Origin of the sequence: Cellulosimicrobium sp. CUA-896 (assembly GCF_001942335.1) — a bacterium.
In the GTDB taxonomy this organism is placed as follows: domain Bacteria; phylum Actinomycetota; class Actinomycetes; order Actinomycetales; family Cellulomonadaceae; genus Cellulosimicrobium.
This window is the reverse complement of the sequence record NZ_MKKH01000017.1, coordinates 1-26,536: the sequence shown is the minus strand read 5'-3', so window position 1 is coordinate 26,536 and position 26,536 is coordinate 1. Positions and strand designations below refer to the sequence as shown.

Here is a 26,536-nt window from a genome sequence, read left to right as displayed (position 1 = left end):
GATGGACGCGCACGACCGGCCGCCGGGCTCGCGGCTCGGACGCCGCAACGACCCCGACCGACGCGACCGCATCATCGACGCCTGCCTCGAGGTCGTCGCCGGCTCCGGGGTCGCCGGCACCTCCCACCGCAAGGTCGCCGCTCGCGCCGACGTCCCGCTCGGCGCGATGACGTACTACTTCGACGGCATGGACGACCTCCTGCGCGAGGCCTTCACGCGGTTCGCGACCAGCGTCAGCGACCGGTTCGAGCGGCGCATGGCCGAGGCACCCGACGTCGACGCGGCGCGCGAGGCGGTCGTCGCGATCATCCTCGAGGACGTGTTCGGCGACGACCGCGACCTCGTCCTGTCGCACGAGCTCTACACCCTCGCCGCCCGCGAGCCGGCCTACCGAGCCATCACCGCCGGCTGGATGGCCCGCAGCCGCGCGGCGCTCGAGCGTCACTTCGACCCCGACACCGCGCGCGTCCTGGACGCGCTCATCGAGGGGCTCACCATCACCGCGCCCTGGACTCCCAGGCCCGCGACCCCCGCGAGGTCGAGCTCGCGGTCCGACGGATCACCGCGGGGTAGCGCGGCCCCGACCTGCCGGGCGGCGGCCGGCGGCCGGCGTCACCACTGACACGAGCGACCGCGGCATAGAGGCCGCGCGGATGCATCTGACGGAACGTTCCTGCTCGACGCGCCGGTGCGAGCGAGGCGACGGACGAGGCGCCCGGTGACCACGGCGCGCGACGGCGCCCCGGCCACTCTCCGCCGCCCATCGCGCACCATCCCACCTCCATCGAGGAGCGACCATGAAGGTCCGTCGTACCGCAGCCGCCTCCGCCGTCTCGGCAGCACTCGTCCTGGGTGCTCCTCTCGCGGCGCACGCGTCCGACACCGAGGCGACGCCCGTCGCCGACCCCGCCACCACCACGGCGACGTCCTCCGAGCCCAGCGCGACGGACCTGACGCCCGTCGAGCCGGACGACCCGGGTCAGCCGGACGCGGCGGTCGAGCCGGTCGCCGAGGAGACGGTCGCCGAGGAGACGACCGCGACGCCGGACCTTCCGGCGGACGGGATCGCGGCGCCCGCCGGCGCGGTCGGGACGGCGTCCGAGGACCTCGCCGCCGACGCGGGCGCACCGGCACCCGCCGACCCCGTCGCGGTGGGCACCGAGCCCAAGGAGGACGCGACCGGCGTCGACGCCCACGAGGACGACGTCGACCCGCTCCACGACCACGACCACGACCACCCGGTGGGCGTCAGCGCGTCCGTGGCGATGATGGCGGCGACGTCGGCCGCGACGACGCTGGCCGCGGACCAGGCGGCGTACCCGCACCCCGAGTACGAGGCGCACTGGCACGACGGCGGCGCCGACGGCTTCGGCTGCGACTACTGGTACTTCCACGACCCCGTCGTCGGCGGGTCCGGAAAGGACTGGAGCGGCTGGTCGAACAACCCGCAGCTGCACTTCCTGCACCACACGATCGTGGAGGCCGACGGGACGACGAACCTCGCCTACGACCGGGACATCGCGGCGTCGTGGTGGCACGCCTGGAACGGCGAGGTGGTGCACGCCGACCCGGAGGGCATGACGTGGGACAACACCGATGCCCACCAGACGGTGCTGTTCAACGGGTACGCGGGCGGCGCCGACCTCGCGGCGCGCGCGGTGAGCGCGCGCGACCTCCTCGCCCGGGCGGGTGTCACGTCGGCCTCGTCGGCGACGGACGACCGGACCGCGGAGTACACCGCGTACGAGGCGACGCAGTTCGCCGTCTGGTACTTCTCGACCGGCCGCGACGTCATGGGCCTGTTCTTCGACGTCGACAGCGCCAACCGGGTCACGGTGAGCGACATGGCCCGTCAGGAGCTCGCGGGCTCGTGGTCGTCCGGGGCGAGCGACCGGACCGCGACCATGGAGGTCGCGGCGTGGCTCATCGAGAAGGCGCTGACGGAGAACGTCGTGGTCCCGCAGCCCGGGTTCGTCCCCGACGGGTTCGTGCGCAACGGTGACGGCTCGACCGACTACGGGTTCACGTCCACGCTGCTCGGCGGCACGGGCGACGTGCACGTCGAGCTGCGCACGGCCGACGGGTCGCCGATGCCGGCGGGGATCGTCCTCGTCGACGCCCAAGGGCGCGTCGTCACGTCCGTGACGCCCGGGCAGAAGGTGTTCGTGCGCGTCCCGGCGGGCACGGACGTCACGCGCCTGCCGGCGTTCCAGGTGTGGGGTTCGGCCGTGGGCACGACCATGGGCAGCCCGCGGTTCTACACCGGGTGGGACAACATGACCTCGCCCGGTCAGCAGCACTGGCTCATCGGACTGGGCGCCCTCGACCAGCCGTCCGTCGCGTGGGGCTGGACCGGCGTGACCCTCGCGGACCTCGTGGCAGGTCCGGGCGGCCCGGTGCGCGGCGACACGGGCACGGCCGTGCCCGTCGGGGCACCGTCGACCGACCCGGCCAACCTGGGACTGTCCGACGCGCAGCCGGTCGCCGCCGTCGCGGCGGCGAGGACGGCGACCGCGCTGGCGTCCACGGGCGGCGACACCGGCGCCTTGCTGGCGACTGGGGCGCTCGTCGTCCTCGCCGGCACGGGCCTGGTCCTGGTGAGCCGCCGCCGCGCCGTCGCTCCCTGACGGGCGCGCAGCGCGGGCCCGGCCCCCACTCGGGGTGCCGGGCCCGTCGGCGGCAGGCCGGGCGGTCTCACGCGGCGGGCGGTAGGGCCACCACCTTGCCGTGGACCTCGCCCGCGTCGGACTGCCGGTGGATCTCCGGCAGCTCGCTCAACGGCACGCGGCGGGCGATCTCCACGCGCAGCTCGCCGCTGTCGACGAGCGCGACGAGCCGGGAGAGCACGTCGCGTCGGGGTGGACGTAGATCGTCACGGCGCGCACGCCGCGGTCCTCGTCGCTCGGCGTCGTGACCATCGGGGTGGTGGACACGACCACGCCGCCGTCGCGAACGCGCGGCACCAGGGCGGTGAAACGCTCGGGCGTGATGGGCGCCAGGTTGAGCAGCACGTCGACCGGCTCCTGGACGGCGTCGAGCAGGGACGTCGTCGTGTGGTCGACCACCTGGTCCGCGCCCGACGCCTCGACGACGTCGCGGCTGCGCGGGCTCGCGGTCGCGACGACGTACGCCCCGGCGCGCTTGGCCAGCTGGACGGCGTACCCGCCGACGGGACCGCCGGCCCCGTTGACGAGGACGCGCTGCCCGGCCTCGAGCCCGCCCGCCTCGAACAGCGCCTGCCAGGCGGTGAGGGCGACCGACGGCAGCCCGGCGGCGTCGGCCAGCGGGATGCGCGTCGGCGCCGTCACCAGGGCGTCCGCCGGCGCGACGACGTGCTGCGCCGCCGAGCCGTCCGCGGCCATCGGGATGAACCCGACGACCTCGTCGCCGACCGCGAGCCCGTCCACGCCGTCGCCGATCGCGTCGACCGTCCCGGAGACGTCGTAGCCGGGGGTGTGCGGCAGGGTGATCGGGATCGGCAGGAACCCGCCGCGCATCCCGCCGTCGGCCGGGTTGAACGCGGAGCCCGCGACCCGCACGCGCACCTCTCCCGCGCCCGGGACCGGCACGTCGACGTCCTCGTACCGCAGGACCTCGGGACCGCCCGTCTCGTGGAACCGCATTGCCTTCATGGTGTCCTCTACTCGTATTGCTTCGGATTCGAAGCGATTGATCGTGACGCTACACCTCCTTCGAATTGGAAGCAACCCCTGCGGATTCGAAGCACCGGTAGTCTGACGACATGCCCTCTGCACCACGCCCCCTGGACGCGACACAGCTCGGGGCGTACTTCGCCCTCATCGAGGCGAGCAGCCTGCTGCGGCACGCCGTGGAGCAGCAGCTGCACGAGGCCGGGGACCTCAGCTACGTCCAGTTCCAGCTCCTGGCCACCCTCGGCGACTCGCCCGCGGGCAGCCGGCGGATGACCGACCTGGCCGACGGCGTCGTCTACAGCCGCAGCGGGCTGACCTACCAGGCCCAGACGCTCGAGAAGCGGGGGCTCGTCACCCGCTCCCCGTCGCCGGACGACGAACGCAGCGTGACCGTCACCATCACCGACGCCGGGCGTGCCGTGCTCGCCGACGTCTTCCCGGGGCACGTCGGCATCCTCGAGGAGCTGCTGTTCGCCGCGTTGTCGCGCGCCGACGTCGAGGCGTTGGCCGACATCCTCGGTCGCGCACGGGACCACATGCGCCAGGCACCCCCGCGGTCCGCGGCGCCGCGGCGGCGCAGGAGCGCGGCCGGGAGGACACCGGGCTGACGACGTCCGGAGCCTCGTCGACGAATCTCGCGCCGCGCCGGCTCAGCCCATGAACGGCGCGACGACGGCGGCGACAGCCCCGGCGGCACCGTCGGGGTCGCCGACGGCGATCGCGTCGACCAGCTCACGGTGGTGGCGGTGCGCCGTCTCCGGGTCCCCGCCCTCGTCGTCGCGCATGTGGACGGCGAAGACGTCGAGCATGCTCGAGTACAGCGTGACGTACAGCGGGTTGTGCGTCGCCTCGACGACCGCGCGGTGCAGGGCGAGGTCTGCGTGCGCGCGGGCGTCGGGGTCGTCGCTCGACCAGGCGGCCTCCCGGCGGTCGCACAGCTCGCGCAGCAGAGCGACGTCCGCGTCGGTGCGGCTTCGCGCGGCGAGCGACGCCGCGGTGCTGTCCAGAGCGAGCCGCAGCTCCAGGTAGTGGCGCCGCGTACCGCCCGCGAGCTGCCGCTCGAGCGTGCCGGTCAGCTCGGAGCTGGAGATGACGAAGGTGCCGCGCCCCTGCTCCCGGCGCAGCAGCCCGGCGTGCACGAGCGACTGGAGCGCCTCGCGGACGGTGTTCCGCCCGACGCCGAACTCCGCCACGAGCGCCGGCTCGGTGGGGATCCGCTCGCCGACCGGCCAGCGGCCGGAGACGACCTCGTCGCGGAAGCGCGCGGCGGCCTGGTCGATGAGACCCACTCGACGCATCGGCCCGCCTGTGGAAGACTCCCCGCGATTCATCCCATGATCCCATCACCCGTCGACACCGCTCGGAGTCTAGCGTGACCACACTCGTCCGAGACCGCGTCCCCGCGCGGCGTCCGACCCTCGCCCTGTGGGCGGGGCTCGCCATCGCGCTGACCGCGGTCAACCTCCGGACGGCGGTGACCGGCTTCACCCCGCTCCTGGAGATCATCGGTGCCGACCTCGGCTTCGGGGTGGCGCTGGCGGGGCTGCTCGGCACCGTCCCGGCGGCGTCGTTCGCCGTCTTCGGGTTCCTCGCCCCGGTCGTGACCCGGAGGTTCGGGCTCGAACGCACGGCGACGGTGGCGCTCGGGCTGACCGCCCTGTCGCTCCTGCTGCGCGCCCTCTCCCCGACGCCGGTCGTGCTCGTGGCGTCGACCGTCCTGGCCCTCGCCGGGATCGGGGCCGCGAACGTCGTCATCGTCCCGCTGGTCAAGACCTGGTTCCCCGACCGGCTCGCCCTGTGGACCTCGCTCTACCTGCTCCTCATGCAGACCGGCCAGTTCGTCGCCCCGCTCCTGGCGGTCCCCGTGTCCGACGCCGCGTCCTGGCGGGTCTCGGTCGGGGTCTGGGCGGCGCCGGCCGCGGTGGCCGCCGCCGTCTGGTTCGTCCTGGCCGCGAGGCTCCCCGCCGCCCGCCGCCCGCCCGGCCCGCGGCAGCGGCCGCGACGCCGACGACGGCCGCGACGACGACCGCGACGGGGCGACGGATCAGCAGGTCGTCGACCGTCTGGGGACTGGTGGTCCTGTTCGCGACGCTGTCGCTGTCCAACTACGGGATCATCACCTGGGTGCCGGCCGTCCTCACCGCGCCGGAGGCAGCGCCGCCCTGGGCGGCTCCATGGTGGCGCTCTACTCGGCCTGGGGCGTGGTCGCGGCCCTCGTGGTCCCTCAGGTGGCCACCCGCACGGCCAACCCGTTCGCCGTGGTGGTCGCGAGCTCGGTCTTCCTCGTCGCGGGGTACCTGGGCCTGCTGCTGTCCCCGCTCGACGGCACGCCGGTCTGGATGTGCGCGCTCGGCATCGGGGTGAGCACCTTCCCGCTCTGCATGACGCTCATCAACCGCCGGACCAGGACGCCGCAGACGGCCTCGGCCGTGTCGGGCTTCGTCCAGGGGATCGGGTACGGACTGGCGTGCCTCGGGCCGATCGGGCTGGGCCTCCTGCGCGAGGCGACCGGGTCGTGGTCGGTGCCGCTGCTGGCGCTCGCCGCGACCGTGGTCCCCGGCGCGGTCGCCGGCTGGTACGCCTGCCGGCCCCGCTTCGTGGAGGACCCCGCACCAGGTCCGCGGAGCACGACGCCGACCGGCGCCCGCACCAGGAGGAGCCCGCACGCTGACCTCTCGCCGGTTCCCTCGCCGCGGTCAGTCCCCCGCGGGTCCCAGCGCGAAGCGCAGGGAGAACGGGTCGAGCGTGCCCGGCAGCGCGGCGTCCGGGTCGAGCGGGTGCCGCCCCACGAGCCGCGGGCCGTCCTCGCCGCTCGCGTCGACCAGGAGCGCCAGCACCGTGCTCGTCACGTGCAGCACGAGGTTGCGGCCGGGGCACTCCGCCGGCCCGGCGCTGAACGGGACGAGCGGCCAGTCGGCCTCGGTCCGCGGCCCCGTCCACAGCTCGGGGGCGAACCTGTCGGCCTCCTCGAGCCGCTCGTCGTCGCGGTGGAAGTACGGCGCGTAGGTGAGGACGAGCGTGTCCTCCGGCACGCGCCTGCCCTCCCAGCGCGTGGGCGCCGTCGTCTCGCGCAGCAGCGCGGGCGTCGTCGGCCACAGGCGCAACGACTCGAGCACGACGGCGCGCAGGTACGGCAGGTCCTGCGTCACCGAGAGGTCGCGCCCGGCGATCTCCTCGCGCGCCCGCGCGAGCGCGTCGGGGTGGCTCGCGAGCAGCGCGAGCGCCCGGTAGCTCGCCCACGCGGCGGCGTCGAACGCGAAGAGCCACTGCGGCACCTGCTGCTCCGGCTCGGTGCGGCCGGTGACGTGCGCGAACGGCATCGAGGCGGCGAGGCTTCCCGGCTCGGCGAACGCGATCCGGCGCCGGACCGCCTCGAGGAAGCGGTCGCGGCGTGCACGGCGCGCGGGGTGGAGGAACGCCCAGTTCGCCGTCGCGCGCAGCACGTGCAGGTCGTCGGTGAGCGCCTCGTCGTCGCGGGCGCTCGTGCCGAGCACGAGCTGGCGCACCATCCGCCACCACGTGCGCGCGTACGCGTCCCAGTCGAGCTCCCCGTCGCGCGCGGCGACGTCGACCAGGTCCGCGACCTCGCGGCGGACGGCCGCGACCATCGCGTCCGCGGTGCGGTGCACCGCGTGGCCGCTGTCGAGGACGTCCTCGGTGAAGCGGCGCCGGTCCGCGCGGTCGCGCCGGTGGAGATCAGCACGCCGTGCGGCTGGAAGTGCCCGAGCGCCGACGCCTTCTCCTTCGTGGCGGGCGAGAACGGGTCGGGCGACTCCGCGAGGACGCGGTGCACGTGCTCGGGGGCCAGCAGCACGACGACACGCCGCCCCGGGACCCGCAGTCGCAGCGGTCCGGCGCCGTACGTGCGGCGCAACCGCTGGAACAGGCGGACGCCCTGCCGGTCGGCGTCGACGGCCTCGGCGCGTCGCACGACGCCGGGACGGCGCACGATCAGCCCGCGCGCGAGCAGCGGGACGGCGACCGTCCCGGCCACGCGCAGGGTGTCCGACACCGACGCGCGCGGCAGCGACCGCGGTGGGAGGGACTGCTGGGCGGGTGCGGCGGCGTCGGGCACGGGACCTCCTGGCAGGGACGGACCGCCACCGTAGGCGGCGCCCGGCGCACTCGCAGGCCCGGGGTCAGGTGCTGGTGCGGCCGGCGTCGAACACCTCGCGATAGAGCCGGCCCGCCTCCGCCACGACCGACGGGTCGATCGAGGCCACCGGGGTGGTGTCGACGAGGAGCGGCTCGCAGTCCGGCCCCCGCCCGACGACCGTGCCGGTGAGCAGCCAGGGGAAGCGCTCGGGGGTCATGAGGTACGCGTACTGGCACAGCTGGCGCGCGACCCAGTGCTCGGCCGGGCGGTCCCACCACGGCTCCGGGGTGAGCGGGTTGACGCTCAGGCCCGGGAGCACGCACCCGCTCTCGTGGTCGCGGCTCGCGACGGCGGCGTCAGACGCCGGTCCCCCGCTGAACCGCACGTACAGGGGCGCCACGACGCCCGCCAGCTCCGCCACCTCGGCGACGCTGCGCAGCCGGGGGTGACCAGCCAGGGAGGGGTCCATCCGCTCCGGCACCTGGTCCGACATCGCGACCTCCGCGTCCTCGCGCGTTCGAGCCGCTTCTCGACCCCTCGGTACCGCTCGGTCACCAGGCTAGGCAGGAGCGCCCGTCCAGGCACGCCCCGGCGGCGAGACCTGCGACCGTCGCGTGCCGGCGCACGAGGGCGTGCGTGGCCGTGACCGGCGTGCCACGGTGAGTGACCGCCGCCCCGCAGGACACCGGGGCGCGCGCCGCACCGCGAGGAGGACGACATGAGCAAGAGCAGCCAGCGCAACGACGGCTACGACCCGAGCCAGGACCCCGACGCGGACCCGGCGTCCCTCAACCCGCGCACGGGTGCGGAGGCGCAGGCGCGGGGACCGCGGACGGCGGCGACACGGACGCCGACCCGGCGAGCATGAACCCGCGGACGGGAGACCAGGCGTCGGACCACTCCGACGCCTGAGGCCTGCACACTTCGCGCGCGGACGGGGGCGCCGGTGCTCGGTGCCGGCGCCCCCGTCCGTGCGTCCCGGTCCGCGCGGCCCGACGACCGGGGCACGCGGACCGGACGTGCTCACCGCGCGGTCGTCCCGGTCGCCGGCTGCTCCCGACGGGCGGGCCACAGCGCGATCGCGAGGCCCGCGGCGGCGCTGACGGCGTGCAGCACGTTGTCGGCGCCGTTGATGTTGAGGATGTTCGCGTCCTCGTTGTTCACGACGATCAGGCCGTAGACGAACGTGGCGCCGTACCCGATCGCGAGGATCCACCCGTAGGTGCGGGCGCTCGCCGACCGGCTCCACAGGAGCACGCCGAGCAGTCCGACGAGGAGGTGGACGACGTTGTGGAGCGGGTTGATCGCGAACCCGAGGAGCGTCTGCGAGTGGTCGTGCTCGAGCCACCCGTCGAAGCCCGTGATCGCGAACCCGATGACCCCGATGAGCAGGTAGACGATCCCGATGATCAAGCGCGAGGTACTGGTGGACACCTCGTGCGGTGCGGGCCGGGCGTGCGGTCGAGCCGGATGCGGATGATGCGGTCATGTCGTCCCCCTTCATTCCTTGTGCAGGGCGTCCTTGACGACCCCTGTGGCCTTGTCGAGCGTCGACGGCTTGGCGGTCGTCCCGTGGAACCGCGGGTCGGGCTGCGTGGGCGGCGGCATCGGCACGCCGGGCGGCGGGGTGGCGACGTACTCGAACGTGCCCTTGCCGTCCGGCGTCGGTCCGCTCGCCCAGCGCCCCTCGGACGCGTGCTCGCCGTCCGAGAAGTTGATGTACTGGTAGGACGACTCGGTGTGCTCCTTGTTCTGCGGGAACGTGCTGGGCACGGGCAGCTCCTCGATCCCCTCGTCGCGCAGCTCCTGCGCTGCGGCGAGCCACTGGTTCTGGTGCATGGTGTCCCGCGCGAGCAGGAACGCCAGGAGGTCCTTCACCCCGCGGTCGTCGGTCATGTGGTACAGCCGGGACACCTGGAGCCGGCCCTGCATCTCGGCGTTCGCGTTCGCCGTGAAGTCGGCGAGCATGTTGCCGCTCGCGGTCACGTAACCGGCGGTCCACGGGTTTCCGTTGGAGTCGACCGGGCGCGCGCCCGCGCCCGCGACGATCGCCTGCTGCGGGTCGGTCCCGCCGACGATCGCGGCGACCGTCGGGTCGTCCTGCACCGCGCCATCGACGACGCCGAGCGGGGCGTCCGCGAGGAGCTGGGAGATCATCGTCGCGAGCATCTCGACGTGCCCCATCTCCTCGGCACCGATGCCGTAGAGCAGGTCGCGGTACTTGCCGGGCAGGTGGGCGTTCCACGACTGGAACCCGTACTGCATGGCGACGGTGATCTCGCCGTACTGCCCGCCCAGCACCTCCTGCAGCTTGCGGGCGTAGACGGCGTCGGGCTTGTCGGGCTTGGCCTTGTGCTGGAGCTCTTGACGGTGGAAGAACATCGTCTCTCCCTCGGGAGTCCGGACGTCCCGCCGCTGCGCGGGACGTCCACGGCACGCGCCTGCTTCTCGACGCGACGAGCGGACGTCCAGCGTCGGGCGGGGTCGTCCCGGTCGCATCTGGGGACGGCGTCGACGCCCGGCCGTCCCACCAGGAGGAGCGGCCGGTTCCGGGAGAGCGCTCGGCTACCCCGCGAGGAGGGCGGCCCGGGCGGCGCTCGCGAGGACGTCGGCGAGCTCGCCGACGCGCGCGGGGTCCGCCGGGATCTGCGGCGTCGCCACGCGGAGCCACGCGGGCCGCGGCGGGCTCACGAAGGTGCGCGACGACGGCGTGAGGACGATCCCGCGCGCGCCGAGCTCGGCGAGCGCCTCGTCCTCGTTCTCGGCGCGCACCCACACGACGAGGCCGCCCGGAGGGGTCGAGGTGCGCACGTCGTGGGCCGCGAGCGCCGTGGCGAGGTCGGCCGCGCGGTCGGCGTACCAGCGCCCGGAGTCCGCGACCAGCGTCCCCACGCTCGGCGTGACGAGCAGGTGGGCGAGCGCGTTCTGGAGGATGCGGCTCTGCGCGAGGATGCCGTGGCTGCGCAGGCGGCGCACCCCCAGCACCACCTCGCGCGCACCGCCGACGACCGTGGTCCGCAGGTCGAGGCCGAACGCGCGGCAGAACGACGTGACGCGCACGACCCGGCCTGGCAGCAGCTCGCCCAGGCTGAGCGGCCGCACGGGCGCGAGGGGGCCGAGCACGTCCTCCTCGAGCACCCACGCGTCCGGGGCGTGCGCGCGCAGCACGTCGGCGAGCTCGGCGAGGCGCTGCGGGGTCACCCCGCCCTCGAGCGAGAACTCGCCGCCCGGCTGGTACACGAACGTCCGCGCGCCCGCGGCGAGGGCGCGCTCGAGCGCCTCCGGCACGGGACCGGACGCGTCGGACGCGACCCCGACGACCTCGAAGCCCACCGAGCGCAGGTTGCCGATCGTCCCGGAGACCGCGGGCTCCTGGACGGCGACGAGGCCGCCCGGGGCGGTCGCGGCCTCCGCGGTGAGGAGCGTGGCCTCGCCCGCGCCGCTCACCGTGACCCACTCGGCGGCGTCGAAGGGCCAGTCCTGGCGGACGGCGTCGAGCAGCGCCGGCGTGATGGCCTCGCGGCGCAGCGAGTTGGTGTGGGGCTCGCGCAGGCTGCGCTCGAACGCCTCGAGGAGGTCGGGGAGCCGGTCGCCGTCGGGTGCGCGGACGCGAGGTCCACCGAGGACCAGCCGGCGAACACGGGCGGCTCGCCCGCGCGGGGCCAGGCGGGGGCGCTCGGCGGGCCGACGACGATCGTCCCGCCCCGGCGGCGGGTCTGCACGAGCCCGCGGTCGACGAGCAGCGACCACGTCCCGGCGACGGTGGACCGCCCGAGGCCGGACGCCGTGGCGACCTCCTCGATCGTGGGCAGACGGGTGCCGGGCGCGAGGACGCCCTGCTCGATCCAGGACGTGATCCGCTCGGCGAGCACGGGCCCGGAGACGCCGCGCACCGAGGCGAACAGGTCGGGATCGACGCCCGGGGGTGCGCCCCCGCCGTCGGGTCGTGTCGTCGTCATGGCTCCTCGCCGGTCCGTGCGTGCCCGCGTGCGCTGGCGAGCGTTTTCATCCAGATGTATACCAGGCGATTCCGCGACCGCGCCGCTTCCGGGGTCAACCCGCCACGCCCGTCTCAGCACCTGGACCCTGCAGGAACCGGCTTGGAGCGGTCGCCGTCCGATGGTTAACGTCTACCCGTGACCCCGAATCTTCCATCACATATGTCGGTGATGGACACGGCTGCCCGGATCCGGTCCGGCAGCACGACCGCGCGCGCCGTCGCGGAGGCGGCGCTCGCCCGTGCCGACGCCGTCGACCCGGCCGTGCGGTCGCTCGTGTGGCGCGACGACGTCGCGACGCTCGCGGCGGCCGACAAGGTGGACCGGGCGGTCGACCGGTCGCGGGCCGCCGGGGCGCCGCTCGCGCCCTTCGCGGGCGTCCCGCTGACCGTGAAGGACACGTTCTCCGTCGCGGGCCAGCGTGGACGCGCGGCTCGCTCGCGATCGACGAGACCCCCGCCGACGCGACCGACCTCCTCCCGGCGGCCGCGTTCGCCGCGGGCTTCGTCCAGGTCGGCCGCGCCGCGACGCCCGAGCTCGCGATGACCACGTCGTGCGAGAGCCCGCGTTCCGGCACCACGCACAACCCGTGGGACCTCGACCGCTCCCCCGGCGGGTCGAGCGGGGGGTCGGCCGCCGCGGTCGCGGCCGGCATCGTCCCCGTCGCGCTCGCGAGCGACGGCGGCGGCTCGCTGCGCGTCCCCGCGGCGTTCTGCGGGCTCGTCGGGCTCAAGCCCTCGCGCGGCCTGCTGCCCCAGCGTGTCCAGGGCTGGGAGGGTGGCGCGACCGAGGGCGTCGTGACGTGGACGGTGCGCGACACGGCGGCGGTCGTGTCGCGGCTCGCCGCGCCGGACCCGCTCGCGTGGCAGGTCCCGTCCTCGTCGCCCGACCTCCTCGCCGACCTCGACCGCGCGCCCGACCCGCTGCGCGTCGGGCTGCTCACGCGGTCCTCCGACGCCCGGATCGCCGTCGACGCCGCGTGCGTCGCCGCGGTCGAGGACGTCGCCGACGTGCTGCGCTCCCAGGGCCACACCGTCGTCGCGCTCGACCCGCCGGACGAGGGCGCCGAGCTCATGGACCTCTACCCCGGGGTGGTCATCCCGGCCTGGCTGCAGCAGACGCCGCTCGACCACCCGGAGCTGCTCCAGCCCTACATCCACCGCGTCATGGCGCAGGCGGACGGCCTCTCGGCGGCCGACTACGTCCGCGCGGCCGTCCGGGTCCGCGCCCTCGCCCGCGCGACGACCGCGGCGCTGTTCCGTGACGTCGACGTCGTGCTCACCCCGACGACGGCGACGCGCGTGCCCGCGGTGGGCGTCGTGCTCGACGAGCTCGCGCGCCAGGCCCCGTCGCGCGAGTCCGTCGTCTACGAGCGCACACTGGCCTTCACGACGGTGCCCAGCATGATCGGCGTGCCCGCCCTCACCCTGCCCACGCACCTCGACGACGACGGCCTGCCGCTCGGCACGCAGCTCGTCGCCCCGCAGGCCGCGAGGACTGTCTCCTGCGGCTCGGTCAGGTCCTCGAGCGCCACTACGCCTGGGACCGGCGCCGGCCGCCGCACCACGCCGACGCCTGACCCGCCCGGCACCCCTCCCGTCCCCGCCGCGGTCCCCACGACCCGGTGCACGACCCGAAGGAACGAGATCCCCATGACCTCCCGCACCCCGCGTCGAGCCGCCCGCACCGGGCTCCCCCGCACGCTCGCCGTCACCTCCACGCTCGCGCTGACCGCCGGGCTCGCCGCGTGCTCGTCCGGCTCCGACACCGACACCGGCTCGGGCGACGACGCGTCGGGCGACCTGTCGGGCCGCACGCTCACGGTCGCCGTCTACGCCGGCTCGTGGGGCGAGTCGTTCACCGAGGCGTTCGTCGAGCCGTTCGAGGAGGACACGGGCGCGACGGTCGAGCTCGTCCCCGGCGGGCCGGCGGACTGGCTGACCGCGCTGCGCTCGACGCAGGGCGGCACGCCGGCCTACGACGTCGTCGCGTTCACGCCCAACGTCATCCCCAGCGCCGTGTCCGCGGGCGTCGTCGCCGAGCTCGAGACCGACCGCATCGCCGAGTTCGACCAGCTCAACTCCGTGCTCGTGGAGCAGAGCAACGTCGACGGCACCCAGTACGGCGTCCCGCTGACGGTCGGCTCGACCGGCATCGCCTACCGCACCGACCAGGTCGACGAGCCGCCGACCGCGTGGTCCGACCTCCTCGACCCCGCGTACTGCGGGCACGTGGCGGTGTCCCCGCTGACGTTCAACACGGGCGTGGAGTTCCTCGCCGGCCTGATCGACGAGGCGGGCGGCACGATCACGAACCCCGACGACGTCGACGCGGCCTTCGAGCAGCTCGAGACGCTCGCGGACTGCGCGTCGGCCTTCCCGGCGGACGGCACGAGCGTCGAGACCGCGCTCGCCAACGGCGACGCGTGGGTCGCGGCGCACTGGGACGGGCGCGCGTTCGTGCAGCAGAACCAGGGCGAGCCGATCGGCTACTCCTACCCCGAGTCGGGCTCCGTGGGCGCCCTGACGTCGCTCTTCGTCGCGGAGGGCACCGAGGAGGAGGACCTCGCGTACGAGTTCCTGAACTACGTCGCCTCGAGCGAGTACCAGCCCGTCTTCTCCGAGGGCACCTGGTACGCGGCGTCCAACGACGAGAACGTCTACCCGGCGCAGTTCGACGAGCAGATCGCCAGCGGCGAGGGCGCGTACGACGACTTCGTGTGGGTCGACTACGAGGCCATCACGCCGCAGCTGCCCGACCTGCAGGCGCGCTGGCAGCAGATCTTCGGCTGATGACGGCACCGACGACGGCCCGCACGACGGGCACGACGACGCAGGGCGCGTGGAGATCCGCGGGCTGAGCGTGGGCTACGGCGGCCCGCCCGTGCTCGAGCTCGACGAGCTGACGATCGAGGCGGGCGAGTTCGTCTCCGTCCTCGGCCCGTCGGGCTGCGGCAAGTCCACGCTCCTCAGCGTGCTCGCCGGGTTCGTCGCGCCGACGACGGGGACCGTCGCCATCGACGGCCAGGACGTCACCCACGTCGCCCCGAACCGGCGCGAGACGGGGCTCGTCTTCCAGAGCTACGCCCTGTTCCCCCACATGACGGTGCGGCGCAACCTCGAGTACGGGCTGCGCACGCGCCGCGTGCCGCGCGCGGAGCGGGACGAGCGCGTGGCCGACGCGCTGCGGCTCGTCCACCTCTCCGACTACGCCGACCGGTACCCGCAGCAGCTCTCGGGCGGCCAGCAGCAGCGTGTCGCGATCGCCCGCGCACTCGTCACCCGGCCGCGCGTGCTGCTGCTCGACGAGCCACTGTCGAACCTCGACGCGAAGCTGCGCCGGCAGATGCGCCACGAGCTGCGCGAGCTCCAGCGCGAGGTCGGCACGACGACCGTGTTCGTCACGCACGACCAGGCGGAGGCGCTCGCGCTGTCGGACCGTGTCGCGCTGCTCGCGCACGGCGGGCTCGAGCAGCTCGGCACGCCCGAGGAGCTCTACCGCGCCCCGCGCACGCGCTTCACCGCCGACTTCGTCGCGCGGCGAACCTGCTGCCGGTGCGCGAGGCGGACGGGCGGCGCACGGTGCTGGGCCGCGCCGTCCCGCGCACCGAGCGGTCCGAGACCGTCGCGCTGCGTCCCGAGCACGTCGTGCTCGTCGACCCCGCCGGCACCGCGCCCGCCGACGGTGCCGGCACCGGGGACGGTGCCGCGCGCGCACGGTCCTGTCCGTGGGCTTCACGGGCGAGCGCTACGAGTACCGCCTGCGCGCCGCCGACGGCACCGAGCTGCTCGCGTGCCCGCCCGGCACGCGGCGCTTCGCCGAGGACGAGCCGGTCGGGATCACGTGGTCCGACGACGACCTCCTGCTCCTCGGGACGGCGACGTGACGACGCCCCCCGTCCCCGCCGACCCGGCCGCGGAGGCACCGGCGAGCGCGCCGTGCGGGCGCCGCGACGCCGGCGCGAGCTGCGCGGTCACGTCGCGGCGATCGCGCCCACCGCGTTCGTCGTGCTGGCGTTCCTCGTGCCGCTCGCCGGTCTCCTCGTGCTGAGCCTGCGCCCCACGGACGCCATGAACAACCCGCTGCCGGGGCTCACGCTGGCGCAGTACGGCGAGGTGTTCTCCACGCCGTACCTGTGGGGTTCCGTCGTCGAGAGCCTGTGGCTCGCGGTCCGGGTGAGCCTCACGTGCCTCGTGCTCGGGTTCCCGGTCGCGTGGTACCTCGCGCGCTCGACGTCGCCGGTCGGCAAGGCCGTGGTGTTCGTCGTCACGCTGTCGCCGCTGCTGACGAGCGAGGTCGTGCGCTCGTTCGGCTGGCGCGTCGTCATGGCGGGCGAGGGCCCGGTCAACGTGGCGCTCCAGGCGCTCGGTCTGACCGACGAGTCCCTGCCGCTGCTGCGGTCGCCGTGGACGGTGTTCCTCGCCGTCGTGCACGTGCTGCTGCCGTTCGCCGTGCTGGCGCTGTCCGCGTCGCTCGGCGCGATCGACGCGAACCTGCTGCGCGCGTCGGCCGACCTCGGCGCGTCCGGCGTGCGCACGTTCCGCTCCGTCGTCCTGCCGCTCGCGACGCCCGGCGTCGTCGCGGCGCTCGTCATCGTGTTCTCGCTGAGCATGGGCGTGTACGTGACACCCATGCTCGTGGGCGGCGCGAACCAGTCGCTCGCGGGGCTGCGCATCCAGACGGAGGCGATGGTCGCGTTCGACCAGCCGCGCGCCGCCGCCCTGAGCTTCGTGCTGCTCACGGTGACCCTCGTCGGGTGCGCCCTCATCGGCCTCCTGGGCCGCGCGGCCGAGAGGGGGCGACGTGGCTGACCGTCGGACCCCCCGCGCCGCGGGTCGCCGCAGCCCGGTGCGCCGGGTCCTCGGGCTGGTGCCCCTCGTCCTCGTGTGCGCGTTCCTGCTGCTGCCGCTCGTCGTCGTCGCCGTGAGCTCGTTCAACGACGGCAACAACTTCCGGTTCCCGCCCTCCGGGTTCTCCCTGCGCTGGTACGCCGAGGTCTTCGGCTCGCCGCAGTGGCTCGACTCGCTGGCCTACTCGCTGCGCGTCGCGCTCCTCGTCGTCCCGGTCGTCGTCGTGCTCGGCACGCTCGGCGGGTACGCCGTGGGGGCGGGCACGTTCCCCGGGCGCCGCGCGCTCGGGCTGCTCTTCCTCTCCCCCATGGCCGTGCCCGGCGTCATGGTCGGCCTCGCGTTCCTCTACCAGCTCCAGCGCACCGGCATGGTCGGTTCCGCGGAGGGGCTGTGGCTCGCGCACCTCGTCGTGACGTTCCCGTTCTGCGTGCGCGTCGTGGCCGTCAGCGCCGCCGCGCTGGACCCGCAGCTGCCCCGCGCGGCGCGCTCGCTCGGCGCGTCGCCCGTGCGCACCTTCCTCACGATCACCGTGCCCCTCCTGCGCCCGGGGATCGTCGCCGGCGCGTTCCTCGCCGCCGTCATCTCGCTCGGCGAGGTCGCGGTGTCCGTGCTCGTCGCGCGCGGCGCAGTCCACCGTCCCCGTCGGCATCTACTCGGCGGTGCAGGTCCAGCTCGAGCCCTCGGTCGCAGCCGTCTCCACGCTGCTGCTCCTCGTGAGCGTCGTGACCATCGCCGTGCTCGACCGCACCGTCCGCATCTCGAGGTTCCTGTAGACCATGGCATCCCCTCTTCCCCGCCATCGCTGGCGCATCGGCATCGACGTCGGCGGCACGTTCACCGACCTCGTCGCCGTCCCGGGCGACGGCACGTCGTGGTCGCTCGCGGACGCGATCACGCACAAGGTGCCGAGCACGCCGCACGACCCGTCGGAGGGCGTGGAGACCGGGCTCGCGCAGCTCCTCGCGCGCGGGATCGACGTCGCGGACGTCGCCGCGGTCTCCCACGGCACGACGATCGGGCTCAACGCGATCCTCCAGGGCCGCGTCGCGCGGGCCGCGCTCGTGACGAGCCACGGGCACCGGGACGTGCTGCAGATCGCGCGCGCCCGCATGCCGCGCTCGTTCGACCTCCACGCGACGCCCGCCCGGCCGATCGTCCCGCGCGAGCACGTGCTCGAGGTGGAGCACCGGTTCACCGCGGGCGGGGACGCCGTCGGACCCGAGGTGGCCGACGCCGAGCTGGCCCGCCTCGTCGCGCGCCTCGAGGCCGTCGCGCCCGAGGTCGTCGCCGTGAGCCTGGTCGGCGGGTACGCCGCGCGCGACGCCGAGCAGCGCCTCGCCGCGCGGCTCGAGGCGGCCCTGGACCTGCCCGTGACGTCCGCCGCCGCGGTCTGGCCCGAGGCGGGCGAGTACGAGCGCACGACGCTCGCGCTGCTCGACGCGCAGATCACCCCGCTCATGACCGCGTACTTCACGGCCCTGCGCGAGCGCCTCGCACGGCTGGGCGTGGACGCCCGCGTGTACATCACGACGTCGAACGGCGGCTCCGTGTCGATCGGGTCCGCGATGCGGCGCCCGGTGCAGACCGTGCTGTCCGGGCCCGCCGGCGGGGTGTCCGCCGCGGCGACGGCGTGGCCCGGCACCGACATGGTCACGCTCGACATGGGCGGGACCAGCAGCGACATCGGGGTGCTGCGGGGCGGCCGCCCGGTCCTCACCACGACGGCCACGGTCGGCCAGCACCCGCTCATGACGCCGGTCGTCGAGGTCTCGGCGATCGGCGCCGGCGGCGGCTCCGTCGTGCGGGGCGACCGGTCGGGCGCGCGGCCCGTGCTGCGCGTCGGCCCCGCGAGCGTCGGTGCCGTGCCCGGCCCGGCCGCGTACGACGCGGGCGGGACCGAGCCCGCGCTCACCGACGCCTACGTCCACGCGGGCGTGATCGACCCGCACACCTTCCTCGGCGGGACGTTCCCGCTGCGCGCGGACCTCGCGACGCAGGCGCTCGCGCGCGTCGCCGACGACCTGGAGCACGACGGGCCGCGCACCGAGGTGGCCGACCGGCCCGACGGGGCCGACCGGGCCGGTGGGGCCGCGCACCAGGCCGACGGCGTCGCCGACGCGGCGTTCCGGGTGGCGTCGGCGGGCATGGCCGCGCGGCTGCGCACCGTGCTGGCCGCGCACGGCGAGGTGCCCGAGCAGTACACGTTCGTCGCGTTCGGCGGCGCCGGCGGCACGCACGCGGCCCTGCTCGCGGACGAGGTCGGGGTCGGGCGCATCGTCGTGCCCGCGGCCGCCGGCACGTTCTGCGCGCTGGGTGCGGCCATCGCGCCGGTGCGCCGCGACGTCGCGCGCACCGTGCGCACGACCCTCGCCGACGACACGCTCGACGCCCTGACCGCGGTGTGCGCCGAGCTCGAGGCGGAGGTCCTCGGCTGGCTGCGCACGCAGGAGGTGGACGCCACCGGAACGGTGACGCTGAGCGCCGACCTGCGGTACGCGGGTCAGCCCACGACGCTCGAGGTGGTCCTCGCGGAGCGCTCGACCGGCGACACCGGGTCGGAGCCGCCGCGGGTCGCGGTCGACGCGACGCTCCGCCGCTTCGCCGAGCAGCACGAGCGCGTGCACGGGTTCGTGGACCACGCCGCCACGGTGCGTGCCGAGACCGTGCGCGCGAGCGTCACCGTGCGGCTCGGCGACGTCCGGCCGGGCAGCGTCGGCGGCACGTTCGTGAAGACCGGTGCGCGCGACGTCCGGTACGACGGGACGCCCCGCGCCGCGACCGTGCACGCGCTCGTCCCGCACGGCGGCGAGGCGTCGGTCGCGGGGCCGGCCGTCGTCGAGAAGGCCGACACGACCGTGCTCGTCCCCGTGGGGTGGACGGCGACGAGCGACGACGGCGGCAACCTGCACCTCGTGCGGGACCGCGCCGAGACGGAGGGCTGAGCGGTGCTGACGACGGTCGAGAAGGACGTCGCCCAGACGCGGCTGCAGGCCGCGGTCGAGGAGATGTGCCTGACGCTGCGCCGGGCGAGCCGGAGCCTGTACGTGCGCGACGCCGCCGACTTCGCGTGCGCCGTCGCGGACCTGTCGGGCCGGTTCGTCGCGTACCCGCAGGACGTCGGCGTCTCCGGCTTCGTCGGCCTCGACCTCACCCCGGCGATCGAGGCCGCGACCGCGGACGGCCCGCTCGCACCGGGCGACGTCGTGCTGACGAACGACCCGTACCTGTCCGGCGGGCTGTCGACGCACCTGCCCGACGTGCACGCGATCGCGCCGTACTTCGACGGCGACGAGCTCGTGGGCTACGGCTGGGCGTTCGTGCACGTGTCCGACGTCGGCGGGCGCGTCCCGTCGTCCGTGAGCGTGCTCAACGACTCGGTCTTCGCCGAGGGGCTCCGGGTGCCGCCGCTGCGGTACGTGCGTGCCGGGACGGTCGTGCCCGAGGTCGAGGCCATCCTCGCGGCGAACTCGCGCACGCCCGAGGCGAACCGCGGCGACCTGCACGCGATGCTCGCCGCGCTCGACACCGGGCGGCGTCGCGTCGGCGAGCTCACCGACGCGCTCGGCCCGGCGGGGCTCGCTGACGTCGGCCGGTTCGCCCGCGAGCAGAGCGCCGCCCGGGCGCGCACCGCGCTGCGCACGCTCGCCGACGGCACCTACCGCTTCGAGGACTTCCTCGACAACGACGGCGTGAGCGACGTCCCGCTGCGCGTCGTCGTCACGGCGACGGTGGACGACGGCACGGTGCACCTCGACCTCACGGGCACCGACCCCCAGGTCGAGGCCGCGCTGAACATGGTGACGTTCGGTCGCGCGCACTCGTGGGTCGTCACGCGCCTGTTCGCGATCGTCGGCACGCTCGACCCGGCCGTGCCGCTCAACGGCGGGCTCATGGACGTCATCGGGTTCACCGCGCCCGCGGGCACGCTGCTCAACGCGACGGGTACCGCCGCGACGGGCGTGCGGCACGCGACGACGTCGCGCGTCAACGACGTCGTCTCCGGCGCGCTCGTCCAGGCGGCGCCCGAGGTGCTGCCCGCGGCGTCGAGCGGGCTCGTCGTCCCGGTCGTCTTCGCGGCGGCGGACGGGTCGCGCGTCGACGTCGTCGAGCCGATGGTCGGGGGCACGGGCGCCGGCACGGCGCGGACGGCGCCGACGGCCGCGACTCGGGCATCTCCAACCTGTCGAACAACCCCGTGGAGACCGTCGAGGCGAACGTCGCCGTGCGCGTGCTGCGCTACGCCCTGCGCACCGACTCGGGCGGCGCCGGGCGCTGGCGCGGCGGGAGCGGCCTCGAGCTCGAGTTCGAGGCGCTCACCGACGGCTCGCTGCTCGCGCGCGGCCTCGAGCGCCTGCGCTTTCGCCCCTGGGGATTCGCGGGCGGCGCGCCGGGTGCGCTGACGGAGCTCGTCGTCAACGAGGGCCGCGCGAACGAGCGACGGCTCTCCGTCGTCGACGTGCACCCGCTGCGCGCGGGCGACCGCGTCGTGCTGCGCACCTCCGGCGCGGGCGGGTACGGCGACCCGCTCCGGCGCGACCCGCACGCGGTGCTCGACGACGTCGCGGCGGGGCTCGTCTCCACGGGGCAGGCGCTCGAGGCCTACGGCGTCGTCGTGCGCGACGGCGCTCTCGACGAGGCCGCGACCACGGCGGAGCGCGCGGGGACGGCCGGGCCCGACCGCACGGAAGGGCCCCCGACCCACGCGCTCGGCCCGGAGCGCGAGCACTGGGAGCGGGTCTTCCCCGGTGCGCTGGCCGACCGCCTCGACCGGCATCTGCGGACGCTGCCCACGACCGTGCGCGCGGCGCGCCGCCGGGAGATCCTCGGCGGCGTCCTCGCCGGCCTCCCGGCCCGGTTCCCGGGCACGCCGGCCACGGACGCCGCGCTGGACGCCGCGGCGCGGGCGTTCGCCGACGCCGTCTCGGGGCTCGACGCGCCGGAGCCGATGGTCGCAGCGGCAGCGGGCCCCGGTGTGACGCCGCCCGCATGACCGGAGCGCCACGCGCGGACCGGCCTGCACTCGACGCGATCGTCGTGGGCGGCGGTCCGCGGGCGGTCGCCGTCGTCGCCCGGCTCGCGGCCCGGCGCCGGCCGGACGCCCCCTGGGGTGCGGACCCGGACCCGTCGCTGCCGGTGCTGCGCGTCGCCGTCGTCGACCGCGTGGAGGTCGGTGCCGGCGCGACCTGGCGGACGGACCAGTCGCCGCTCCTGCTGAACAACACGTGGGCGGCCCGCACGACGGTGCACGCCGACGCCTCGACGCCCATGGCCGGTCCCGTCGTCACGGGGCCCGACCTGGTCGACTGGGCGCGGGCGACGGCCGCCGCCGGGGAGACGGGCACCGTCCGCGGCGGCGGGGCCCTCGCCGTCGTCGTCGACGAAGCTCGCCGGACCGGCCCCGGCTCCTACCCGTCGCGACGCCTGCAGGGCGCGTACTACCTCGACCAGCTCGACGAGGCCGCGCGTCGCGGGAGCATCGAGGTGGTGCCGGTCCCCGGGACGGCCGTCGACCTGCGCACCCCCCGGCCGGGGTGGCGCGAGGTCGTGCTCGCCACGGGCGACGGCGCGACGACGCTCGAGGCGCCCGTCGTCGTGCTCGCCCAGGGCATGGTCCAGGCCGTGCGCTCGGCCCGGACCGAGCGGTTCGCCGCGGCCGCGCGCACGCACGGGCTCGTCTACGTCGAGCCCGGCATGCCCGCCGAGCGCGACTGGGACGCCGTCCCGGCCGGCGAGGACGTGCTCGTCGCGGGGCTCGGCGCGAACTTCTTCGACGTCCTCGCGCTGCTCACGGTCGGGCGCGGCGGGCGCTTCGTCGACGCCCGCACGGGGTCGCCTCTCGACGCGGCCGGGCGCTCGTGCGACGACGGCGGGGCCGACGGCCCGCACGCCGGCGACGCGCTGCGGTACGTGCCGGGCGGGGCCGAGCCGCACCTGCTCGCCGGGTCGCGCCGTGGGCTGCCGTACCGCGGCAAGGGTGCGCTGGCCGACGGCCTGCCGGCCCCGTACCGGGCGCGGCTCGCGACCCGTGCCCGCTTCGACGCCCTCCTCGGGCGAGCCGACGGGCGCCCGGTGCTCGACCTCGCACGCGACGTCTGGCCGCTCGTCGCGCGCGAGCTCGTCGTCGCGCACCTGACGGCCCTCGTCGAGCACCGGCCGTCGTCGCTGCGGGAGGAGGTCGACGTCGACCAGCTCGTCGCGCGCCTGGACGCGGCCGACGACCCCGCCCGGGTCGCGGCGGACCTCGTGCGCGACCCGGCCGACGCGCTCGATCCCCGCCCCGCGCCGACCGGCCGCCGCCGCTGGGGGCGGACGGGTGGCCGGCGTGGGTGGAGCGCTGGGTGCGCGAGGAGCAGGAGTCGGTGTCTTCGCCGAGCACGTCTCCGCGGGCGCGCGTCAACCAGGCGATGGAGACCTTGCGCGGCGAGGTCGCGCGGCTCGTGCGGTCCGGGGTCGTGGACGGCGCGTCGCTCGAGGGATTCGGCGAGGGCTTCCTCACGCCGCTCGGCCTCGCGCTGGCGTCGGGGCCGCCGCCGCGCCGCACGGCCCAGCTCCTTGCGCTCGTGCGCGCGGGCGTCGTCGAGCTGCTGGGCGAGGACACGCGGGTCGACGTCGAGGACGACGCTTCGTGGCCCGCAGCCGGGTGCGGGGACCGGTCCGGAGCCGGGCGTTCGTCGAGACGCGGATGTCGCGGGGCGCCGTCGGGCCGACGGACGACCCGCTCCTGCGCGCGCTGCTCGACTCGGGCCGCGCGCGACGCCACCCGCTGCCCACCGCGGCCGCCGGCACCGTGGCGTCCGAGAGCCTCGACGTCACGCCCGGCGGCTTCGCGCTCGTCGACGCCGCGGGCGCCGTCGACGACCGCGTCGTCGTGCTCGGCATCCCCGCCGAGGCCGTGCAGCGCGGCTCCGCCATCGGCGCGAGCCCCGGCGTGCCGTCACCCCTGCTCGCGGGCGCGGACGTCGCGGCGCGCCGGACCCTGGCGTAGCAGGGCCGCGGCTCCCCGCGCGGGGTCGGTGCGGCGGCGTCCGCGTGCGCCACCGGGGCACCCCTGGCAGCATCGCGCGAGAAGTCGCATGGCTCGGCCGGCGCTCGTCGGCCACAGGTCCGACCGCGCGGACGGGGGCACGAGCATGACGCAGGACGGCACGTCGACCGCGACGAGCAGCACGACGAAGGTCTCGGTCCTCACGCTCACGTCGATGGTCGTGGGCTCGATGGTCGGCGCCGGCGTGTTCTCCCTGCCGCGCCGCTTCGCGCAGGAGACGGGGGTCCTCGGGGCGCTCGTCGCGTGGGCCGTGGCGGGCGCCGGCATGCTGACGCTCGCCCTCGTGTTCCAGCGCCTCGCGGTGCGCAAGCCCGAGCTGGACGCCGGCGTCTACGCCTACGCCAAGGCGGGCTTCGGCGACTTCACCGGGTTCTTCTCCGCGGCGGGGTACTGGGCCAGCGCCTGCGTGGGCAACGTGACGTACTGGGTGCTCATCATGTCCACGCTGGGCGCCTGGTTCCCCGCCCTCGGCGCCGGCGACACGGTGCTCGCGGTGGCGCTCTCGTCGGTCGGTCTGTGGCTGTTCTTCCTCATGGTGCGGCGCGGCATCAAGGAGGCGACGGCGATCAACCGGGTCGTCACCGTCGCGAAGCTCGTGCCGATCCTCGTGTTCGTCCTGCTGGCGCTGCTGGTCTTCGACCCGGCCGTGTTCGCCGAGAACCTGCGTGGCGCGGACTACACGGGGTCGCTGTTCGACCAGGTGCGCGGCACCATGCTCGTCACGGTCTTCGTGTTCCTCGGCGTCGAGGGCGCGAGCGTGTACTCGCGCTACGCCCGGCGTCGCGAGGACGTCGGGCGCGCGACGATCCTGGGCTTCTCGAGCGTGCTCGCGATCTTCGCCTCCGTGACGATCGTGTCGTACGGCGTCCTGCCGATGGCGGAGATCGCGGAGCTGCGCCAGCCGTCGATGGCCGAGGTGCTCGGTGCTGCCGTCGGCGAGTGGGGCAGCACGTTCGTGGCCGTCGGCCTGGTCGTCTCGGTGCTCGGCGCCTACCTCGCGTGGACCCTCATGGCGGCGGAGGTGCTGTTCGTCGCCGCGAAGGACCGCGACATGCCGCGGTTCCTCGCGCGCCAGACCGACCGGGACGTACCGGTGAACGCGCTCCTGCTGAGCACCGCGCTGTCCCAGGTGGTCCTCGTGGTGACCTACTTCTCGGAGGACGCGTTCGACTTCGCGCTGGACCTCACCGCCGTGACGAGCCTGATCCCGTACCTGCTCGCCGCCGCGTACGCGGTGCGGCTGCGGGTGACCCGCGAGACGTACGACGGCGCCTCGGCGTCGACGCTGCGCGGGGACCTCGTCGTCGCGGTGCTCGCCACCGCCTACACCGCCTTCCTGCTCTTCGCCGCGGGTCTCGACCTGCTGCTCGTCTCGTTCATCGTCTACGCCCCGCTCACCGTCCTGTTCGCCATGACGCGACGCGAGCAGGGCCGGAGGGTCTTCCGGCCTGCCGAGCTCGTGGCGTTCCTCGCCGTCGTGCTCGTCGCCCTCACGGGCGTCGTCGGCCTCGGCGCCGGGTGGATCTCCCTCTGACGTCCGACACCGTCCTCCCGCCGACGAAAGGTCTCCCCGCATGAGCGTCCCCGCCGCCCCCGTCCGCCACGGCGTCCACTCGGAGGTGGGCCGGCTGCGCAAGGTGCTGGTCTGCTCGCCCGGTCTCGCGCACGAGCGGCTGACGCCCACGAACTCCGACGACCTGCTGTTCGACGACGTCATGTGGGTCGAGGCCGCGCAGCGCGACCACCTCGACTTCGTCAACAAGCTGCGCAACCGCGGCGTGGAGGTCGTCGAGCTGCACGACCTGCTCGCGCAGACTATGGCGATCCCCGACGCGCGGGACTGGCTGCTCGACCGCAAGGTCGTCGCGAACCGTGTGGGCATGGGCCTGGTCGAGGGGACGCGCGCCTACCTCGACACGCTGCCCGACCGCGCGCTGGCCGAGGTCCTCATCGGTGGGCTCGGGACGGCCGACCTGCCGGACGACTACCGCACCGACTACATCTCCCTCGCGCGCGAGACGCCCGACGCCCGCGAGTACCTGCTCCCGCCGCTCCCCAACACGCTCTACACCCGCGACACGACGTGCTGGGTCTACGGCGGGCTCACGCTCAACCCGCTGTACTGGACGGCTCGCAAGGACGAGACGCTGCTCATGAAGGCGATCTACTCCTTCCACCCCGAGTACCGGCAGTCGAGCGTGTGGTGGGGCGACCCGGAGCAGGACTGGGGACAGGCCACGATCGAGGGCGGCGACGTCATGCCCGTCGGCAACGGCGTGCTGCTCGTCGGGATGAGCGAGCGCACCTCTCGGCAGGCCATCACGCAGCTCGCGCGCGCGCTCTTCGACGCCGGCGCCGTCGAGCAGGTGGTGGTGGCCGGGATGCCCCAGCTGCGGGCCGCGATGCACCTCGACACCGTGTTCACGTTCGCCGACCGCGACGTCGTGACCGTGCACCCGACCATCGTCGACGGCATCCACCCGTTCGTGCTGCGCCCCTCCGACCGCGCCCCGGGCGTCTCGGTGAGCGACGAGGGCGGCACCCCGTTCGTCGACGTCGTGGCGCGCGCGATGGGCCTCCCGCGGCTGCGGGTCGTGGAGACCGCCGGCGACGTGTACGCGTCCGAGCGCCAGCAGTGGGACTCCGGCAACAACGCCGTCGCGCTCGAGCCCGGCGTCGTCTTCACCTACGACCGCAACACCCAGACGAACGCGGCGCTGCGCCGCGCGGGCGTGGAGGTGATCACCATCGTCGGCGCCGAGCTCGGCCGGGGACGCGGGGGCGGGCACTGCATGACGTGCCCGATCGCGCGGGACCCGGTGGAGTGACGTCCCCGGGCGGGCGGGCGGGCGCGCGCGGCGGTGAGGACCTGCGCCGTCGAGCCCGGCCTCGCG

23 protein-coding genes and 4 pseudogenes are annotated in these 26,536 nt (G+C 75.2%); 15 read left to right on the top strand and 12 right to left on the bottom strand.

The window, feature by feature from the left end:
* Position 1 precedes the first annotated feature (1 nt).
* Together BJF88_RS07150 and BJF88_RS07145 are read left to right on the top strand one after the other, a co-directional pair.
* Positions 2-622: a TetR/AcrR family transcriptional regulator gene (locus BJF88_RS07150; RefSeq protein WP_139315956.1), complete on the top strand. Its 621-nt coding sequence runs from the start codon at positions 2-4 to the stop codon at positions 620-622.
* Between the two features lie 175 nt (positions 623-797).
* On the top strand, positions 798-2,627 hold the full coding sequence (locus BJF88_RS07145) for a Cys-Gln thioester bond-forming surface protein (protein ID WP_075828303.1): 1,830 nt from the start codon (positions 798-800) through the stop codon (positions 2,625-2,627).
* A gap of 67 nt (positions 2,628-2,694) precedes the next feature.
* Here the strand turns inward: BJF88_RS07145 and BJF88_RS23255 are convergent, their stop codons facing one another.
* Both BJF88_RS23255 and BJF88_RS07140 read right to left on the bottom strand, forming a co-directional pair.
* Complete coding sequence (locus BJF88_RS23255) at positions 2,695-2,802, bottom strand: hypothetical protein (RefSeq protein WP_369824510.1); 108 nt, start codon at positions 2,800-2,802, stop codon at positions 2,695-2,697.
* On the bottom strand, positions 2,775-3,632 hold the full coding sequence (locus tag BJF88_RS07140) for an NADP-dependent oxidoreductase (RefSeq protein ID WP_369824509.1): 858 nt from the start codon (positions 3,630-3,632) through the stop codon (positions 2,775-2,777). Before BJF88_RS07140 ends, BJF88_RS23255 begins: the two co-directional genes overlap by 28 nt.
* Before the next feature lie 110 nt (positions 3,633-3,742).
* Here BJF88_RS07140 and BJF88_RS07135 point away from each other — a divergent pair, with 110 nt between their 5' ends.
* Positions 3,743-4,261, top strand: coding sequence for a MarR family winged helix-turn-helix transcriptional regulator (locus tag BJF88_RS07135; protein ID WP_075828302.1), 519 nt, complete (start codon positions 3,743-3,745; stop codon positions 4,259-4,261).
* Positions 4,262-4,303: 42 nt separating this feature from the next.
* On the opposite strand, the gene BJF88_RS07130 is transcribed toward BJF88_RS07135, so the two are convergent.
* Positions 4,304-4,942 (bottom strand): FadR/GntR family transcriptional regulator, encoded by a 639-nt coding sequence (locus BJF88_RS07130; protein WP_222843945.1) that lies wholly within the window; start codon positions 4,940-4,942, stop codon positions 4,304-4,306.
* A gap of 83 nt (positions 4,943-5,025) precedes the next feature.
* Here BJF88_RS07130 and BJF88_RS23250 point away from each other — a divergent pair.
* Positions 5,026-5,658: pseudogene (locus BJF88_RS23250) on the top strand (CynX/NimT family MFS transporter); the annotation flags it as partial.
* Positions 5,659-5,877: 219 nt separating this feature from the next.
* Here the strand turns inward: BJF88_RS23250 and BJF88_RS21575 are convergent.
* The 3 genes from BJF88_RS21575 to BJF88_RS07115 form a co-directional block, all read right to left on the bottom strand.
* Complete coding sequence (locus BJF88_RS21575; RefSeq protein WP_255371841.1) at positions 5,878-6,036, bottom strand: hypothetical protein; 159 nt, start codon at positions 6,034-6,036, stop codon at positions 5,878-5,880.
* A 313-nt stretch (positions 6,037-6,349) separates the two neighbouring features.
* Entirely contained in the window at positions 6,350-7,261 is a 912-nt protein-coding gene (locus BJF88_RS07120) for a cytochrome P450 (RefSeq protein ID WP_222843944.1), read from the bottom strand.
* A 531-nt stretch (positions 7,262-7,792) separates the two neighbouring features.
* Positions 7,793-8,242: a DUF6098 family protein gene (locus BJF88_RS07115; protein WP_075828299.1), complete on the bottom strand. Its 450-nt coding sequence runs from the start codon at positions 8,240-8,242 to the stop codon at positions 7,793-7,795.
* Between the two features lie 225 nt (positions 8,243-8,467).
* Between BJF88_RS07115 and BJF88_RS19520 the strand changes: the two genes are divergently transcribed.
* Positions 8,468-8,617 (top strand): hypothetical protein, encoded by a 150-nt coding sequence (locus BJF88_RS19520; RefSeq protein WP_158068896.1) that lies wholly within the window; start codon positions 8,468-8,470, stop codon positions 8,615-8,617.
* A 155-nt stretch (positions 8,618-8,772) separates the two neighbouring features.
* Here the strand turns inward: BJF88_RS19520 and BJF88_RS07110 are convergent, their stop codons facing one another.
* The 4 genes from BJF88_RS07110 to BJF88_RS07095 all read right to left on the bottom strand — a co-directional run bounded on the left by BJF88_RS07110 (position 8,773) and on the right by BJF88_RS07095 (position 11,708).
* Positions 8,773-9,183, bottom strand: coding sequence for a DUF4383 domain-containing protein (locus tag BJF88_RS07110; protein WP_255371840.1), 411 nt, complete (start codon positions 9,181-9,183; stop codon positions 8,773-8,775).
* 66 nt (positions 9,184-9,249) lie between these two features.
* Positions 9,250-10,131: a manganese catalase family protein gene (locus BJF88_RS07105; RefSeq protein ID WP_075828298.1), complete on the bottom strand. Its 882-nt coding sequence runs from the start codon at positions 10,129-10,131 to the stop codon at positions 9,250-9,252.
* Positions 10,132-10,314: 183 nt separating this feature from the next.
* Positions 10,315-11,196 (bottom strand): aminotransferase class I/II-fold pyridoxal phosphate-dependent enzyme, encoded by an 882-nt coding sequence (locus tag BJF88_RS07100; protein ID WP_075828297.1) that lies wholly within the window; start codon positions 11,194-11,196, stop codon positions 10,315-10,317.
* Positions 11,193-11,708 carry a winged helix-turn-helix domain-containing protein gene (locus BJF88_RS07095; RefSeq protein WP_075828296.1) on the bottom strand — a complete coding sequence of 172 codons (516 nt, stop codon included), beginning with the start codon at positions 11,706-11,708 and terminating at the stop codon, positions 11,193-11,195. The genes BJF88_RS07100 and BJF88_RS07095 overlap by 4 nt, the downstream gene beginning before the upstream one ends.
* Positions 11,709-11,909: 201 nt before the next feature.
* Here BJF88_RS07095 and BJF88_RS23245 point away from each other — a divergent pair.
* The 5 genes and pseudogenes from BJF88_RS23245 to BJF88_RS07075 form a co-directional block, all read left to right on the top strand.
* Positions 11,910-13,174 (top strand): annotated as a pseudogene (locus BJF88_RS23245) (amidase); the annotation flags it as partial.
* Complete coding sequence (locus BJF88_RS23240; RefSeq protein WP_369824512.1) at positions 13,151-14,539, top strand: extracellular solute-binding protein; 1,389 nt, start codon at positions 13,151-13,153, stop codon at positions 14,537-14,539. The pseudogene BJF88_RS23245 and the gene BJF88_RS23240, both read left to right, overlap by 24 nt.
* A gap of 49 nt (positions 14,540-14,588) precedes the next feature.
* A pseudogene (locus BJF88_RS23235) lies at positions 14,589-15,002 on the top strand (ABC transporter ATP-binding protein); the annotation flags it as partial.
* Entirely contained in the window at positions 15,001-15,633 is a 633-nt protein-coding gene (locus tag BJF88_RS23230; RefSeq protein WP_369824511.1) for a TOBE domain-containing protein, read from the top strand. The pseudogene BJF88_RS23235 and the gene BJF88_RS23230, both read left to right, overlap by 2 nt.
* A gap of 121 nt (positions 15,634-15,754) precedes the next feature.
* Positions 15,755-16,558: an ABC transporter permease gene (locus BJF88_RS07075; protein WP_222843943.1), complete on the top strand. Its 804-nt coding sequence runs from the start codon at positions 15,755-15,757 to the stop codon at positions 16,556-16,558.
* 219 nt (positions 16,559-16,777) lie between these two features.
* On the opposite strand, the gene BJF88_RS21565 is transcribed toward BJF88_RS07075, so the two are convergent.
* Positions 16,778-16,924, bottom strand: a complete 147-nt coding sequence (locus BJF88_RS21565; RefSeq protein WP_255371838.1) for a hypothetical protein — start codon at positions 16,922-16,924, stop codon at positions 16,778-16,780.
* A gap of 18 nt (positions 16,925-16,942) precedes the next feature.
* On the bottom strand, positions 16,943-17,125 hold the full coding sequence (locus tag BJF88_RS21560) for a hypothetical protein (protein WP_255371837.1): 183 nt from the start codon (positions 17,123-17,125) through the stop codon (positions 16,943-16,945).
* Positions 17,126-17,373: 248 nt separating this feature from the next.
* Here BJF88_RS21560 and BJF88_RS07065 point away from each other — a divergent pair, with 248 nt between their 5' ends.
* The 5 genes and pseudogenes from BJF88_RS07065 (at position 17,374) to BJF88_RS07045 (ending at position 26,470) form a co-directional block, all read left to right on the top strand.
* Positions 17,374-19,539: a hydantoinase/oxoprolinase family protein gene (locus BJF88_RS07065; RefSeq protein WP_075828292.1), complete on the top strand. Its 2,166-nt coding sequence runs from the start codon at positions 17,374-17,376 to the stop codon at positions 19,537-19,539.
* A 63-nt stretch (positions 19,540-19,602) separates the two neighbouring features.
* A pseudogene (locus BJF88_RS23225) lies at positions 19,603-21,587 on the top strand (hydantoinase B/oxoprolinase family protein).
* Positions 21,584-23,731: an FAD/NAD(P)-binding protein gene (locus tag BJF88_RS07055; RefSeq protein WP_222843942.1), complete on the top strand. Its 2,148-nt coding sequence runs from the start codon at positions 21,584-21,586 to the stop codon at positions 23,729-23,731. The pseudogene BJF88_RS23225 and the gene BJF88_RS07055 overlap by 4 nt, the downstream one beginning before the upstream one ends.
* Positions 23,728-25,176 (top strand): basic amino acid/polyamine antiporter, encoded by a 1,449-nt coding sequence (locus tag BJF88_RS07050; protein ID WP_075828325.1) that lies wholly within the window; start codon positions 23,728-23,730, stop codon positions 25,174-25,176. The genes BJF88_RS07055 and BJF88_RS07050 overlap by 4 nt, the downstream gene beginning before the upstream one ends.
* A gap of 40 nt (positions 25,177-25,216) precedes the next feature.
* On the top strand, positions 25,217-26,470 hold the full coding sequence (locus tag BJF88_RS07045) for an arginine deiminase (RefSeq protein ID WP_075828290.1): 1,254 nt from the start codon (positions 25,217-25,219) through the stop codon (positions 26,468-26,470).
* Positions 26,471-26,536 lie beyond the last annotated feature (66 nt).

Excerpts from the sequence above, each read along its gene's own strand:
- BJF88_RS19520 (WP_158068896.1), top strand. The coding sequence starts at position 8,468 with ATGAGCAAGAGCAGCCAGCGCAACGACGGCTACGACCCGAGCCAGGAC.
- BJF88_RS07150 (WP_139315956.1), top strand. The coding sequence starts at position 2 with ATGGACGCGCACGACCGGCCGCCGGGCTCGCGGCTCGGACGCCGCAAC.
- BJF88_RS23240 (WP_369824512.1), top strand. The coding sequence starts at position 13,151 with ATGATCGGCGTGCCCGCCCTCACCCTGCCCACGCACCTCGACGACGAC.
- BJF88_RS21575 (WP_255371841.1), bottom strand. The coding sequence starts at position 6,036 with ATGCAGAGCGGGAAGGTGCTCACCCCGATGCCGAGCGCGCACATCCAG.
- BJF88_RS07065 (WP_075828292.1), top strand. The coding sequence starts at position 17,374 with ATGGCATCCCCTCTTCCCCGCCATCGCTGGCGCATCGGCATCGACGTC.
- BJF88_RS07120 (WP_222843944.1), bottom strand. The coding sequence starts at position 7,261 with ATGGTCGCGGCCGTCCGCCGCGAGGTCGCGGACCTGGTCGACGTCGCC.
- BJF88_RS07045 (WP_075828290.1), top strand. The coding sequence starts at position 25,217 with ATGAGCGTCCCCGCCGCCCCCGTCCGCCACGGCGTCCACTCGGAGGTG.
- BJF88_RS07145 (WP_075828303.1), top strand. The coding sequence starts at position 798 with ATGAAGGTCCGTCGTACCGCAGCCGCCTCCGCCGTCTCGGCAGCACTC.
- BJF88_RS07115 (WP_075828299.1), bottom strand. The coding sequence starts at position 8,242 with ATGTCGGACCAGGTGCCGGAGCGGATGGACCCCTCCCTGGCTGGTCAC.
- BJF88_RS07105 (WP_075828298.1), bottom strand. The coding sequence starts at position 10,131 with ATGTTCTTCCACCGTCAAGAGCTCCAGCACAAGGCCAAGCCCGACAAG.
- BJF88_RS07055 (WP_222843942.1), top strand. The coding sequence starts at position 21,584 with ATGACCGGAGCGCCACGCGCGGACCGGCCTGCACTCGACGCGATCGTC.
- BJF88_RS07135 (WP_075828302.1), top strand. The coding sequence starts at position 3,743 with ATGCCCTCTGCACCACGCCCCCTGGACGCGACACAGCTCGGGGCGTAC.
- BJF88_RS21565 (WP_255371838.1), bottom strand. The coding sequence starts at position 16,924 with ATGACGCCGGGCACGGCCATGGGGGAGAGGAAGAGCAGCCCGAGCGCG.
- BJF88_RS07050 (WP_075828325.1), top strand. The coding sequence starts at position 23,728 with ATGACGCAGGACGGCACGTCGACCGCGACGAGCAGCACGACGAAGGTC.
- BJF88_RS07095 (WP_075828296.1), bottom strand. The coding sequence starts at position 11,708 with ATGACGACGACACGACCCGACGGCGGGGGCGCACCCCCGGGCGTCGAT.
- BJF88_RS07140 (WP_369824509.1), bottom strand. The coding sequence starts at position 3,632 with ATGAAGGCAATGCGGTTCCACGAGACGGGCGGTCCCGAGGTCCTGCGG.